Source organism: Blautia sp. HCP3S3_C12 (genome assembly GCF_052064155.1).
Lineage (GTDB): Bacteria > Bacillota > Clostridia > Lachnospirales > Lachnospiraceae > Blautia_A.
In genome coordinates, this window is sequence record NZ_JBQHWC010000001.1 from 161,783 (window position 1) to 176,377 (window position 14,595).

General features: G+C 42.5%; 12 protein-coding genes. All 12 read left to right on the forward strand.

Going from position 1 to position 14,595, the window contains the following annotated elements; genetic code table 11:
• Positions 1-32: 32 nt before the first annotated feature.
• The 12 genes from ACTNDS_RS00780 to ACTNDS_RS00835 all read left to right on the forward strand — a co-directional run bounded on the left by ACTNDS_RS00780 (position 33) and on the right by ACTNDS_RS00835 (position 14,593).
• Entirely contained in the window at positions 33-953 is a 921-nt protein-coding gene (locus tag ACTNDS_RS00780; RefSeq protein WP_195565585.1) for an AAA family ATPase, read from the forward strand.
• Entirely contained in the window at positions 943-2,736 is a 1,794-nt protein-coding gene (locus ACTNDS_RS00785; RefSeq protein WP_303241949.1) for a cobaltochelatase CobT-related protein, read from the forward strand. The genes ACTNDS_RS00780 and ACTNDS_RS00785 overlap by 11 nt, the downstream gene beginning before the upstream one ends.
• A gap of 177 nt (positions 2,737-2,913) precedes the next feature.
• On the forward strand, positions 2,914-4,812 hold the full coding sequence (locus ACTNDS_RS00790) for an OPT family oligopeptide transporter (RefSeq protein WP_441032572.1): 1,899 nt from the start codon (positions 2,914-2,916) through the stop codon (positions 4,810-4,812).
• Between the two features lie 24 nt (positions 4,813-4,836).
• Positions 4,837-5,205, forward strand: coding sequence for a PqqD family protein (locus ACTNDS_RS00795; RefSeq protein WP_441032575.1), 369 nt, complete (start codon positions 4,837-4,839; stop codon positions 5,203-5,205).
• A 138-nt stretch (positions 5,206-5,343) separates the two neighbouring features.
• The gene (locus ACTNDS_RS00800) at positions 5,344-6,231 is read left to right on the forward strand and encodes a YitT family protein (RefSeq protein WP_173743504.1); all 888 of its coding nucleotides are present in this window, start codon (positions 5,344-5,346) and stop codon (positions 6,229-6,231) included.
• Positions 6,232-6,431: 200 nt separating this feature from the next.
• The gene (locus ACTNDS_RS00805) at positions 6,432-7,520 is read left to right on the forward strand and encodes a PucR family transcriptional regulator (RefSeq protein ID WP_019162443.1); all 1,089 of its coding nucleotides are present in this window, start codon (positions 6,432-6,434) and stop codon (positions 7,518-7,520) included.
• Between the two features lie 230 nt (positions 7,521-7,750).
• Entirely contained in the window at positions 7,751-8,434 is a 684-nt protein-coding gene (gene ftsE / locus ACTNDS_RS00810) for a cell division ATP-binding protein FtsE (protein WP_019162442.1), read from the forward strand.
• Positions 8,424-9,329 carry a permease-like cell division protein FtsX gene (gene ftsX, locus ACTNDS_RS00815; RefSeq protein ID WP_433845274.1) on the forward strand — a complete coding sequence of 302 codons (906 nt, stop codon included), beginning with the start codon at positions 8,424-8,426 and terminating at the stop codon, positions 9,327-9,329. The genes ftsE and ftsX overlap by 11 nt, the downstream gene beginning before the upstream one ends.
• 122 nt (positions 9,330-9,451) lie before the next feature.
• Positions 9,452-10,642 (forward strand): S41 family peptidase, encoded by a 1,191-nt coding sequence (locus tag ACTNDS_RS00820; protein WP_441032581.1) that lies wholly within the window; start codon positions 9,452-9,454, stop codon positions 10,640-10,642.
• Between the two features lie 90 nt (positions 10,643-10,732).
• Positions 10,733-11,602 carry a DegV family protein gene (locus ACTNDS_RS00825; protein ID WP_441032584.1) on the forward strand — a complete coding sequence of 290 codons (870 nt, stop codon included), beginning with the start codon at positions 10,733-10,735 and terminating at the stop codon, positions 11,600-11,602.
• Positions 11,603-11,728: 126 nt separating this feature from the next.
• Positions 11,729-12,886: a M20 metallopeptidase family protein gene (locus ACTNDS_RS00830; protein ID WP_441032587.1), complete on the forward strand. Its 1,158-nt coding sequence runs from the start codon at positions 11,729-11,731 to the stop codon at positions 12,884-12,886.
• 108 nt (positions 12,887-12,994) lie between these two features.
• Positions 12,995-14,593, forward strand: coding sequence for a type I restriction-modification system subunit M (locus ACTNDS_RS00835; RefSeq protein ID WP_441032589.1), 1,599 nt, complete (start codon positions 12,995-12,997; stop codon positions 14,591-14,593).
• Positions 14,594-14,595 lie beyond the last annotated feature (2 nt).

Sequence of the window (14,595 nt, forward strand, 5' to 3'; positions counted from 1 at the left end):
TGGACTATAATAGTTATATAAAGGAGAACTAAATGGAAGAACTGAAATTTCTGGAGGAGCAGCAGGTAGCTCCTGAACTGATAAAGAGAGTAGAAGAATTCCGCAGCCGGTATGAGGTGGCACCGGAGACCGCAGACAGGATTGTGAAACCATCCATTCCATTTTACGGAAAAGACATTCTGGAAATGGCCATTGCCGGATTGCTCAAAGGGGAGAACCTGTTACTCACCGGTCCAAAGGCAACAGGAAAAAATATCCTTGCAGAGAACCTGGCATATATTTTCAACCGTCCCGCATATAATGTTTCCTTTCATGTAAACACAAACAGTGGAGATCTGATCGGCACAGACACTTTCGTGGACAACGAAGTTAAGCTTCGCAAAGGAACTATCTATCAGTGTGCAGAATACGGTGGTTTCGGAATCCTTGACGAGATTAATATGGCAAAGAACGATGCAGTTTCCGTTCTCCATGCAACCCTGGATTATCGCCGTTCCATCGATGTCCCGGGCTATGACAAAATTGATCTTCATCCGGCTGCCCGTTTTATTGGAACTATGAATTACGGTTATGCAGGAACCAAAGAACTCAATGAAGCGCTGGTATCCAGATTTCTGGTCATAGACATGCCGGCTCAGACTGAAGAATCCCTGGAATTTATTTTCCGCCGGATGTTCCCGAATATAAAAGAAAACGCCAGAACACAGTTCATCGGAGTATTCCTGGATCTTCAGCTCAAAGCCACAAACAGTGAAATTTCCACCAAACCTCTGGATCTGCGAGGTCTCCTTGCAGCCATGAAGATTGTAGAAACCGGACTTTCTCCGAGAAAAGCAGTTACTATGGGGGTGGTGAACAAGACCTTTGACATTTTTGAGAAAGAAATCGTAGAGGATATTGTGAAAACCAGAATTCCGGCAGACTGGACAAGGGATGATGTATATGAAAGATGAGAAAATCGTAGAAATTGACGATTACCGTCTGGAACTGGAAAACAGGATCCGCAATCTCCTCTGGACTATCAGCGGAGATTACACATTAAATATGAAAGTAGATGTTTCTCTGTATCTGCGCTCAAAAGCAATCGCTCTGTATGACGGCATCAAGCAGGGCGCTCTGGCAAAATATTATGACAGAAATCTGCTGGGTTTATATCTGGTAAAAAAAGTTTTCTGCCAGGCAGGAGAAGGAGAACTGACTGCAGTAGCACAGCTATGTGTAGAAGAAGCAATCGGGGACAAAATCTGTCAGGAACGTCCGGGAGTCCGGGAGATGCAGAAGGAAGCATTCGAGGATATCCTGGATCAGGAGTTTGAACAGATGCCCGCATACGGAGATATTCTTGGCCGATTGAAGATTGCCATCCTGCGTGACCGTTTACAGAATGGAAACCATTATGTAGAAGAGCGTCTTCGAAAAATCCGCCACATGGTTTACAAAGCCAGAACAGCTGCAGACACTATAGAACTGATCCGTATTATTGACAGTCTTTATAACACCATTATTGATCCGAATTTTGAGAAAGATCATGGAACACTGGAACAGGTTATGGCAGTCACCATGGAAGAACTGACAGAATACGACTGGGAAGATTTTCTTACAGAAGAACTCTATGAGGAAGCTCTGGAGAGTTACATCGAACAGATGACAAACAAAATCACGGACATGGAAGATACTGCTGTCACTGAAGAAATGGAAAAACAGCGCCAGACCAAACACAAAATTACAATTCTCACAGAGGAGGAACTCGAGAAAGCATACACCTATGTAGAGTTGAATTTCGGAAAAACTTATCTCACTCCAGCAGAAGAGAAGCGAATGAATTATCTGATGTGCAGGGAACTTCACAGGGACTGCAGCCTTTATTTTACAGAAGGAATTCTCAAGAATCCGGTGAAACGAAATTATCAGTACGAATATGCAGTGCGATTAAAGAATAAGAATATCTGGCTCTACCATGACAAACACAGGATTGTAAAGCAGAACATCGCATCCCTTACAGACCTTTTGCGAAAGACACTGGTGCTGAAAAGCGAGACGCAGGAAGTACTGTCAGACAGAGGAACGATCATTCCGTCCAGACTCTGGCGTGTGGGCAGAAGCAGTGAAGCAAATCTGTTTAAAAGAGAATTGAAATCTGATGCATCTGATTTCGTAGTAGATGTGCTGATCGATGCCAGCGGTTCCCAGATGTCCAGGCAGGGGGATGTGGCATTACAGGCTTACATCATCAGTGAAGCATTAAGTAATGTAAACCTGCCTCACCGTGTCATGAGCTTCTGCACATTCTGGGACTATACGATCCTTCACAGATTCCGCGAGTACGATGATCCACAGTCAGCTAATGAAAATATTTTTAATTATGTAACTTCTTCCAATAACAGGGATGGACTTGCCATCAAAACCGCAGGATACGGTCTGCTTCAGAGATCTGAGGAGAAAAAAATCCTCATTGTATTAAGTGATGGAAAACCATACGATGTGATCGTAAACAGACCTCATGCAAAGAATCCGGAACCTTATATGGGAAAATATGCAGTCAATGACACTGCAACAGAAGTACGGCATCTGCGAAACCTTGGAGTAAGTGTTCTGGGAGTGTTTGCAGGGGAAGAAAAGGACCTATCCACAGAAAAAAAGATATTTGGAAAAGATTTCGCATATATCCGGGATATTTCGAATTTTTCCAGAATTGTTGGGAGATACCTGATTAAACAGTTGGATTCGGATGAATAGACAGATAAAACAGGGCGAAAATATGCTGTTTGAACGTGCTGATATATTAAGAAATTATCAGATTAGCACGTCAATATGGTAAAGTGCATAAAAAACCAGTTTTTCACCTTGCCTTTTTGTACAAATTTCGCTATAATGTTTTATGTTTATAAATTAATACAAAAGGGAGAGGAAATCATGAACGAAAACAAAGAGTTCAAACCGTATATTCCGGCTGACAAGATCACACCAGAATTTACGGTGACATCCATCATCATGGGTGTTATCCTTGCAGTCATCTTCGGTGCAGCCAATGCTTATCTTGGTCTGCGTGTTGGTATGACTGTATCTGCTTCCATTCCGGCAGCAGTTATTTCCATGGGCGTAATTCGCAAGATCATGAAAAAGAACTCCATTCTGGAGAGCAACATGGTCCAGACAATCGGTTCAGCCGGTGAATCACTGGCAGCCGGTGCAATTTTCACAATGCCAGCTCTGTTCCTTTGGGCAGAAGAAGGACTTTGTGAAATGCCGGGTATCGTGGAAATCACATTAATCGCACTTTGCGGTGGTGTTCTTGGTGTACTTTTTATGGTACCACTTCGTAACGCACTGATCGTAAAAGAGCATGCAACACTTCTTTATCCGGAAGGAACTGCCTGCGCAGATGTTCTTCTTGCAGGTGAAGAGGGTGGTGCAAACGCTGCGACAGTATTCTCAGGTATGGGAATCGCAGCGATCTTTAAATTTGTCGTTGACGGTTTAAAGGTAATCCCTGCAGACGTTGCAGTAGCATTTAAAGGATTCAAAGGTGAAATTGGTATGGAATGCTATCCTGCACTTCTCGGTGTTGGATATATCGTAGGACCAAGAATCGCATCCTTTATGTTTGTTGGTTCTCTTATTGGCTGGATGGTGCTGATTCCGGTAATCTGTCTGTTCGGAGCTGATACAGTTATGTATCCCGGAACAGAAACAATTTCTGCTCTTTATGCAGCAGGCGGAGCAGCTAAAATCTGGAGTACTTATGTAAAATATATCGGAGCAGGAGCTATCGCAACAGGTGGTATTATTTCCCTGATCAAATCCCTGCCTCTGATCATTACAACCTTCCGTGATTCCATGAAGAGCATGAAAGGTGGCAAGAATACAAGTACAGAAAGAACTGCACAGGATCTTCCAATGAACGTTATCCTGATCGGTATTGTGGCAATGGTTGCGATCATCTGGCTTGTTCCGGCTATCCCGGTTAACCCGATCGGTGCGCTGATTATCGTAATCTTCGGCTTCTTCTTTGCAACTGTATCTTCCCGTATGGTTGGTCTTGTAGGAAGCTCCAACAACCCTGTATCAGGTATGGCTATCGCTACACTTCTGATCGCAACAATGGTTATCAAAGCATCAGGCAATACCGGTATCGACGGAATGAAAGCAGCAATTGCTATTGGTTCCGTAATCTGTATCGTAGCAGCGATCGCAGGTGATACTTCACAGGATTTAAAGACAGGTTATCTTCTTGGTGCAACTCCTAAGAAGCAGCAGATCGGTGAGCTTATCGGTGTTGTTGCTGCCGGTTTTGCTATCGGTGGTGTTCTTTATCTTCTGAATACTGCATGGGGATACGGAAGTGCAGAAGTACCTGCTCCTCAGGCAACTCTGATGAAGATGATCGTAGAAGGTATCATGGGCGGCAAGCTTCCATGGACACTGGTATTTATCGGTGTATTCCTTGCAATTGGTCTGGAAATCTTAAGAATTCCGGTTATGCCATTTGCTATCGGTCTTTACCTTCCAATCTACCTCAACGCTGCTATCATGATCGGTGGTGTTGTTCGTATGTTCGTTGACGGAAGAAAGAATGTTGATGATAAGACAAAAGAAGAACAGGCAACAGACGGTACACTTTACTGTGCAGGTATGATCGCAGGTGAAGGTCTTGTAGGTATCCTTCTTGCAATCCTTGCAGTAGTAAACGTAAGCAGTGTATTTGATCTCTCCGGAAGCATTAACCTTGGTAATGCAGGCGGCGTGATCCTGATGTTACTTATGATCTTAAGCCTTCTGAAATTCAGTATCTGGAACAAGAAGAAAGCCTGATCAGGCGGAGATGATAATATTTAAATGAGTAAAAAGAAAAAAGAATTACAGATCAATTATCTGGATCTCATTCCTGAGCGCAGTGCACAGCTTCGCTGGCATACTGATATCAGGGGGAGAATGGTGCTGGAAATAGAGAATAAGGGCGCGTTTAACACGATTGCCCAGAAGCTGTTTGGAAAACCCAGATATACGAAGATACATCTGGATGACAATGGCACATTTATCTGGCCACTCATAGATGGCAGGAAGACAGTGGAAGATATTGCTGCACTGGTAAAAGACGAATTTGGGGAGAAGGCAGAGCCTTTATATCCAAGGATCGTTAAATACTTCCAGATAATGGAGAGTTATCATTTTGTAAATTTTATCAATAAGCCTGAGAAAAAATAATGGCATATATTGTTTGATTTATGAATCATAAGCCATAATAAGAACGGGAGCAGTCCTTAACCGGATCTGCTGCCGTTCTTGTAATTTGCAGAGAAAATAATACGGCGCAGTGTTAAAGTAAAAACAGAGAGGAGTAATATGAATTCAAAAAAATCAAGTATGCAGGGCAGAAAACCCCTCTGGTTGGAATATCTGATGATTATTGTAGGTACAGGACTGATGTCACTGGCTATCAATTCGGTGTTTGATGCATCGGGAATGGTAACAGGTGGATTTTCCGGCATCGCAATTATTATAAAAGCCTGGACAAAGGGACTGGTGAACGGTGGGATTCCCCTCTGGGTGACCAACTGTGTCCTGAATATTCCCCTGTTTTTTATTGCATGGAGGGTCAAAGGCTTTTCTTTTATAAAGAAGGCAATTCTGGGTGAAATATCACTGTCTGTATGGCTGGCAATACAGCCGGTGTTTCATCTGGCCGGGGATGACCTGCTTCTGGCAGCACTCTATGGAGGCGTGATCCAGGGAGTGGGGATTGGTCTGGTCTTCCTGGGAGGCGGAACTACAGGCGGAACAGATATGATGGCTGCTATTATCCAGAAATTTCTTCAGCATTATTCCATTTCTCAGATCATGCAGATTATTGACGGGGCAGTGGTTGTTGTGGGTATGTATGTATTCGGAATCCATAAGGCCCTTTATGCCATTATAGCAGTGTACCTTGTGACAAAAGTATCGGATGGACTGATAGAAGGCCTGAAATTCTCCAAGGCTGTCTATATTATCACAGAAAAGCCGGAGGAAATTGCCGGAATGATCATGGAAGATCTGGACCGGGGAGCTACAGGGATTAATGTGAAGGGGATGTATTCCGGACAGGATAAGCTTATGCTTTTTGTGGTGGTAAATAAAAAGGAAATTGTCATGCTCAAGGAAAAGGTGGATGAAATTGATCCTCAGGCATTTGTGATCGTAACGGATGCCAGAGAAGTCCATGGAGAAGGATTTATAGAAAAAAACAGGTAAATCTAAGGAAAGTCTTATATTGAAAGATAAAACTGAGCAAAATATAAAAAAAAACATGCAAAAAATTGTAAGTTTTTTCATTTTCCCTCTTTCTATTTTGGTGATTTTGTATTAAAATATAATTCAGCGAGAAATATTTATGGTAAAACAGAACGGCAAAATAGAAAAATAAACTGTAGATGAGAAGGGATTGAATTGGGATGATATCGAATCAGGTGCTTCAAAATACTCTGGAAGGATTAAAAGAAATATCAAGAACGGAATTTTGTGTTATTGACACAGAGGGCAAAGTGCTGGCCAGCACTTTTGCGGATTTTTCCATTGCAGCAGCAGATGTACAGGCTTTTGTAGAATCCCAGGCTGACAGTCAGCTGGTAAAGGGATTTCAGTATTTTAAGGTGTGTGACGACTATCAGTTGGAATATATTCTGGTAGCACACGGCGATGATGAGGATACCTATATGGTAGGTAAGCTTGCTGCATTCCAGATTCAGAATCTGATCATAGCATATAAAGAACGTTTTGATAAAGACAGCTTTATCAAGAACCTTCTTCTTGATAATCTTCTTCTTGTGGATATTTATAACCGTGCGAAGAAATTACACATAGAAGCAGATGTGCGCCGTGTGGTTATGATTCTGGAAATGCCTCAGGAGAAGGATCACAGCTCCATGGAAAGTGTAAAGAGTCTCTTTGGCGGTAAGAGCAAGGATTTCATTACAGCAGTGGATGAGAAGAGTATCATCGTAGTCAAGGAACTGGATGAGGGCGAAAATTATCCGGAGATGGATGCTCTGGCTCATACTATTCTGGATACACTGGGAATGGGAAATGACGGCAGGACTCATATGGCATACGGTACTATTGTCAATGAACTGAAGGAAGTATCACGTTCATACAAAGAAGCCAGAATGGCTCTGGATGTAGGAAAGATCTTCTTTGGAGATAAGGAAGTGATTGCCTACAGTTCCCTGGGAATCGGACGACTGATTTATCAGCTTCCTATACCGCTGTGTAAAATGTTTATCAAAGAGATCTTTGGCGGAAAGTCTCCGGACGATTTTGACGAAGAAACTCTTGTAACGATTGATAAATTCTTTGAAAACAGTCTGAATGTTTCTGAGACCTCCAGACAGCTTTATATTCATCGAAATACTCTGGTTTACCGTCTGGATAAGCTTCAGAAGAGCACAGGACTTGACCTTAGAGTATTCGAGGATGCCATCACCTTTAAGATTGCCCTGATGGTAGTGCGATATATGAAATATATGGAGACTCTGGAATACTGATAACGCAGAATAAAAATGATTGGTCTTTACCTGCCTGCAGTGTATTTATCTGCAGGCAGTATTTATGTGAAAGTCAATATCCGGTCACATATCCGGAGCTTTATTGGAGTAGACTGTGACAAAAAATATGAACAATCTATGAAACACCGAGAATCCTCTTGCCAAATGACAAAACATATATTACAATAATATTACGAAAAGATTAATGACCCCACTGGAGGAATAAATAAATGATAGATCTGATAGATGTAAGTAAATCCTATGGGCCCGGACTTCCTGCCGTGAACCATGTAAACCTGCACGTAGACAAAGGTGAATTTGTATTCGTAGTAGGAAGCAGTGGTTCAGGTAAAACAACGATGATCAAGCTTCTCATGAAGGAACTGGATTCCACATCCGGACAGACAATTGTAAGCGGTGAACGCCTGGAGGGAATGAAGCACAGGAGAGTAGCGAAATACCGCAGAAAGCTTGGTGTGGTTTTTCAGGATTTCCGATTACTGAAGGACAGAAATGTATATGAAAATGTAGCCTTTGCACAGCGTGTGATCAACCGTCCCACCCGTGTGATCCGCAAACGTGTACCTGAGGTTCTTCAGGAAGTTGGCCTGGCCGGTAAATACAAATCCTTTCCGGATGAGCTTTCCGGCGGAGAACAGCAGAGGGTAGCCCTGGCAAGAGCACTGGTAAACCGTCCGGATATTCTTCTGGCAGATGAACCGACCGGAAACCTGGATCCAAAAACTTCTGAAGAGATCATGAAGCTTCTGGAACAGATCAATGACAGAGGAACCACAGTTCTGGTAGTAACACACAATAAGGAAATTGTAAATGCCATGCGTAAAAGGGTGGTAACCATGCATGAGGGTTCCATAATAAGCGACGAGAAAGAGGGAGAATATCATGAGGCCTAGTACAATATGGTATACCCTGAAGCAGGGTATCAAAAACATAAAAAGAAACTGGATGTTTTCCCTGGCATCTATTATTACTATGGCTGCCTGTATTTTTCTGTTTGGAATTTTTTTCTCCATTGTAAATAATGTAAATAATATTGCACATAAAGTAGAGTCAGAAGTTCCTGTCACAGTATTTTTTGATGAGGGAACCAACAGTAAGCAGATGAAAGCAGTCGGAAAGCAGATCAAAGCCCGTCCGGAAGTGGAAAAGATTGAGTTCCAGTCAGCAGAGGATGCGTGGGAAGAGTATAAAGACAAATATTTCCAGGGTTCTGATGCAGCAGACGGATTTAAGGATGACAATCCTCTGGCAAATTCAGCCAATTACCGTGTTTATATGAATGATATTACCAAACAGACAGAACTGGTTTCCTATATCCAAAGCCTGGAACATGTAAGAATGGTAAATCAGTCAGAAGAAGCTGCCAAAACACTGGGAAATATAAATAAGCTGGTATCCTATGTTTCCATTGCGATCATTGCACTTCTTCTTGTTATTTCTGTTTTCCTGATCAGCAATACCATATCAGTTGGTATTGCAGTCCGCAAGGATGAAATCGGGATTATGAAATACATAGGTGCCACAGATTCCTTTGTCCGGGCTCCCTTTATGCTGGAAGGAATCGTACTTGGAATTATTGGGGCAGCAATTCCTCTGATTGGCCTGTATTTTGGATACAATGCAGCAATCTCCTATATCCTGAATAAATTTAATGTATTGACCGGAGTGGTGGATTTTATCCCTGTTCTGGAGATGTACCGGACTCTGCTGCCGATCAGCCTGGGGCTGGGAATTGGGATTGGATTAATAGGAAGCTTCTTTACAACAAGAAAACACTTACGAGTATGACACTTGTTACTGAGAACAGTGAGAAAAGGTCAGGCTGCCGGACGGAAAACGGCAGCCTTTTTTACTGGCTGGTTGTGTGGCCTTTGACAGAAGGCGAAAAAATAGAAAACAGGAGACAGAACATGAAGAACAGAGAATTCTGGAAAGGAGCACTGGCAGGAGTCCTGATTACTGCCTGTGTAAGCACCGGGGTTTATGCAGGAGTGAATTATTTCAGGGGAGATACAGTACTTGGGGATCGGAAATGTACGGAAAAACTTACATATTTGGAAAGTATGATTGATCAATATTATCTGGGAGATAAGGATGAGGAGAAACTGAAGGAAGGATTGTATACAGGTTTGCTCTATGGCCTGGATGATCCTTACTCCAGGTATTATACTGCAGAGGAATATGAGGCGGAGAATACCTCCAATCAGGGTTCTTATGTGGGAATCGGTATCCTGATGTCAAAGAATAAAGAGGGCGGCGTGCGTGTGGAAAAATGCTATGAAGGTGGCCCCGGGGAAGAAGCAGGACTGAAGGAAGGGGATATTATCAGTGCTGTTGACGGCGAGGACATTACAGATATGGAAGTCTCAGATGTGGCTGGACTGGTTAAAAATTCTGACAAAGACAGTATTGTTTTTACTGTTCATCGGGAAGGGGTAAAGGAAGCTATGGAGCTTACGGTTTCCATTACAGATGTGGAGCTTCCTTACGTGTTCCATGAAATGCTGGAGGATCAGATTGGATATATCCGTATTACAGAATTTGCAGGTGTAACTGCCCAACAGTACAGAAAGGCTTTTGCAGATCTGGATTCCCAGGGGATGGAAAGGCTGATCGTAGACCTTAGGGACAATCCTGGCGGTCTGTTGGATTCTGTCTGCGAAATCCTGCGGGATATTTTGCCTGAGGGATTGATTGTATATACAGAAGATAAAGAAGGAAACCGTACAGAAGAAAAATGCGATGGAGAAAATGAACTGCAGCTTCCCCTGTCTGTTCTGGTTAATGAAAGCAGCGCCAGTGCATCGGAGATTTTTGCAGGAGCTGTGAAGGATTATGGAATCGGAACCATTGTGGGCACTACTACATATGGAAAAGGGGTAGTACAGTCTATCCGTCAGTTGAACGATGGAAGTGCAGTGAAGCTTACCATTGCCAATTATTATACACCTAAGGGAAATAATATTAATAAAATTGGGATCAAACCGGATATAGAGGTTTCTCTGGATAATAACCTGCTGAATAAGACCAGAGATGAGATCACACATGAGGAGGATAACCAGCTGCAGGAAGCGATTAAGGCAGTTGAGAAGGAAAAGTAGTTGTTTGGTTGATAGTTTGATGCTATACTGTATATATCTGTATTTATATGGGCAGAAATTGAAAAATATCAGAAAACGAGAGGCGACAACATGAGCGAATATGTGATCACCACCGACAACAATTCAGATCTTCCGGAGAAATATTTCAAAGACCATGGAGTAGGCTGCATGTATCTCAGTTATTCCATGGATGGAAAAAATTATACACATGAAAATTTCCTTCCGGAGCATGAATTTTATGAGGCAATGAGAAACGGTTCCATGCCAACCACAGCACAGGTAAATCCTGAAAATGCAAAAACACTGCTGGAGCCTTACCTGAAAGAAGGAAAAGATATTCTTCATATTGCATTTTCCTCTGGTTTAAGCGGTACATATAATAGCAGCCGTATCGCAGCAGAGGAACTGATGGAGGAATATCCGGACCGGAAGATTATAGTGGTGGATTCTCTTTCTGCCTCCCTGGGACAGGGACTTCTGGTATGGCTGGCGCAGCAGAAAAAAGAATTGGGCCAGACGCTGGAGGATGTTGCAGACTGGGTAGAGAAAAACAAGCTGAAAATGGTACATTTGTTTACTGTGGATGATCTGAACCATCTATACAGAGGGGGACGTGTTTCCAGAACAACTGCAATTGTAGGAAGCATGTTGAATATCAAACCTGTGCTTCATGTAGATAATGAGGGCAAGCTGACTGCAATTGGTAAGGTCCGCGGCAGAAAGAAGGCACTTCAGGAACTGGTAAAGCTGATGGATGAAAAAATCGGAAGCTTTGGAGCTGACTGCGATACTATTTTTATCAGTCATGGTGACTGCGAACAGGATGCACAGTATGTTGCGGCAAAGGTGAAGGAAAAATATAATATAAAGAACATCATTATTAACCAGGTAGGTGCTACCATCGGTGCACATTCAGGCCCGGGAACTATGGCGTTGTTTTTTGTGGGAGATGTGCGATAAGGTTATACAGCACGTAAAAGGCTGTCGAAATATCAGAATGGATATTCCGGCAGCCTTTCTCTATAATATATATAGGTAAAAAACAGTTACAGCAGTATTCTATATTGATAACAGACAGGAGAAATTATGCAGATAGAAAATTTTACACAGGAACTGATACAGCTGAGGCGGCATTTCCACCAATATCCGGAGCTTGCCCTGCAGGAATATGAAACCTCCGCATATGTAAGGCGTTATCTGGAAAAACTGGGATATACCATTACAGAAGTCCCTCCAACAGGACTGATAGCAGAGCTGCCAGGTCTACAGAATCGGGCCAAGATGGTAGTAGTTCGGGCAGAGATGGATGCTCTTCCCATAACAGAGAAAACAGGTTTACCCTATGCAGCAGACAATGGCTGTATGCATGCCTGCGGACACGACTGCATTATTGCATCTGCCCTGATCCTGGCAAAGATTGTGGCCAAAGAGCAGGAGGATTTCCCAGTGAGGGTACGTTTTCTCTTTGAGCCGGCAGAGGAAATCGGGGAAGGAGCCAGACGGATGCTGCAGGCAGGTGCTATGGAGGAGCCCAGGCCGGATGCCTTTGTCATGTTTCATTATGCCTCCGATCTGCCTTTTGGAATGGCAGTCCACCGGGGACAGGCTTCTTCTATGATCAACAGTATGGAGCTTCATGTCCGGGGAAAATCCAGCCACTGGTGTGAAGCACAGAAAGGCATAGACAGTATCTATGGGGCTGCTCAGGTCATCAATGCCATTCATGATCTGAATGAGAACTTTGGCAGAGAACATCCGGATGTTGGAAAATATATTCTGGGAATCGGAACTGTGCAGGGAGGTAAATATACCAACATTATTGCAGATCATGTAGTGATGAACGGAAATATCCGCGCAGCTTATGAGGAAACTTATTATGCCCTGAAAAAAGAACTGGAAGAGAAGCTGGTGGAGATCGGGCAGCAGACCGGCACACAGATCACCATGGATTTCCCAAAAGAACCGGTCTATCCTTTTGCCAATGATGATGGGCTGGTGGATATTGCGTGTCAGGTGGGAAATAAGATTTTCGGAGACCGCTTTATTCTGGAAGGCGAAGATGAATTATTCCTCTCCGGAGATAATGCTTACCGTTATTTCCGCGAAACAAAAGGCCTCTTCGCCATATTCCTGGCCGGAATCCCCGGAAAAAGCCACCCCCTCCACCACAACCAGTTCCAAATCGACGAAGCAGTACTGCCCTGCAGTGTGGAAGCGTTGTATGAAATTGTGAAGGGAATCTGAGAGAGCTGAAATTTCCCACGACAATTAATACAGAAATGTATCATGTTCAAAAAAAATATGATATACTTACGCTATACATAAGCGATAGTAAAAACGGGGGAACGTGAAATGGCTGAAATGGAAAACAGTAAAGATCTGATCAGTGTATTGTGGAGCGGAGCAGATATTCTTCGCTCAAAAATGGATGCAAATGAATATAAAAACTATCTTCTGGGAATTATTTTCTATAAATACCTGTCAGATTCTTTTCTTATCAAAGTATATGATATGATCTGTGATGGTAAACCACAGACATTAAAAGAAGCACTGGATGTATATGTAAAAGAATTGGAAAGTGAAGGTAGCGAGGAACTGAAACAGGGAATGAAAGAAGAATGCCATTATGTGATCGAGCCTGAATTTACATACACGTATTTTGCAGATGCTGCAAGAAACAATTCTTTTAACAGAGAGCAGCTGCAGAAAGCATTCAATAATATTGAACAAAGTGATCCTATCTTTGCAGATTTATTTGCAGATATTGATCTGTATTCTAACCGTCTGGGAACGGGAGATCAGAAGCAGAGTGATACAGTTGCAAGTCTGATAAAAGAAATTGATAAAGCAGATTTATTGAATTCAGATGCGGAAATACTTGGAAATGCCTATGAGTATCTGATCGGACAGTTTGCATCAGAGACAGGAAAGAAAGCAGGTGAATTCTATACACCTCAGGCAGTATCCAAAATTCTTACTCGTATTGCAATCGCAGGACAGGAAGAAAAACAGGGATTATCTGTCTATGACCCATGTATGGGTTCCGGCTCTCTTCTGCTTAATGCAAAAAAATATGCGAAATATTCTCAGTACATTAAATATTATGGACAGGAATTAAATACTTCAACTTACAATCTTGCAAGAATGAATATGTTTCTTCATGGCATTCCGGCAGAGAATCAGAATCTGAGAAATGGCGATACTCTTGACGGAGACTGGCCAACAGATGAAGAAACAGACTTCAATATGGTACTTATGAATCCGCCTTACAGCGCAAAATGGACCGCAGCAGCAGGCTTTCTGCAGGATGAAAGATTCAGTGATTATGGGGTACTTGCACCGAAATCAAAAGCAGATTACGCTTTCTTACTGCATGGACTCTACCATCTGAAAAATAATGGAACTATGGCAATTGTACTTCCACATGGTGTCCTCTTCAGGGGAGCTGCGGAAGGGAAAATCAGAGAAAAGCTGCTTCGTTCCGGAAATATTTATGCAGTAATTGGTTTACCGGCAAATCTCTTTTACAATACTTCGATTCCAACTTGTATTATCGTGCTGAAGAAGCACAGAGATGGCAGAGATGTGCTGTTTATTGATGCTTCAAAGAAATTTGACAAAGGCAAGAAGCAGAATGAAATGACAGATGTGCATATCAATGAAGTAATGAAACTGTACAGTAAACGGGAAACTGTAGAAAAAGAATCGTTTCTTGCCAGCTTTGAAAAAATAGAAAAGAACGACTTTAACCTCAATATCCCACGCTATGTTGACAACTTTGAAAAAGAAGAAGAGATAGACCTGAATGATCTGTTATCCGAGATGAAAAAAACAGATGATGAATTAGAAAAAACACAGGGGGAATTCCTGTCCTTACTCAGGGATTTAACTTCTACAGATGACGCAATTATGAAATCATTAGATGAACTGATTGCGAAAATGGAGGGGTAAAT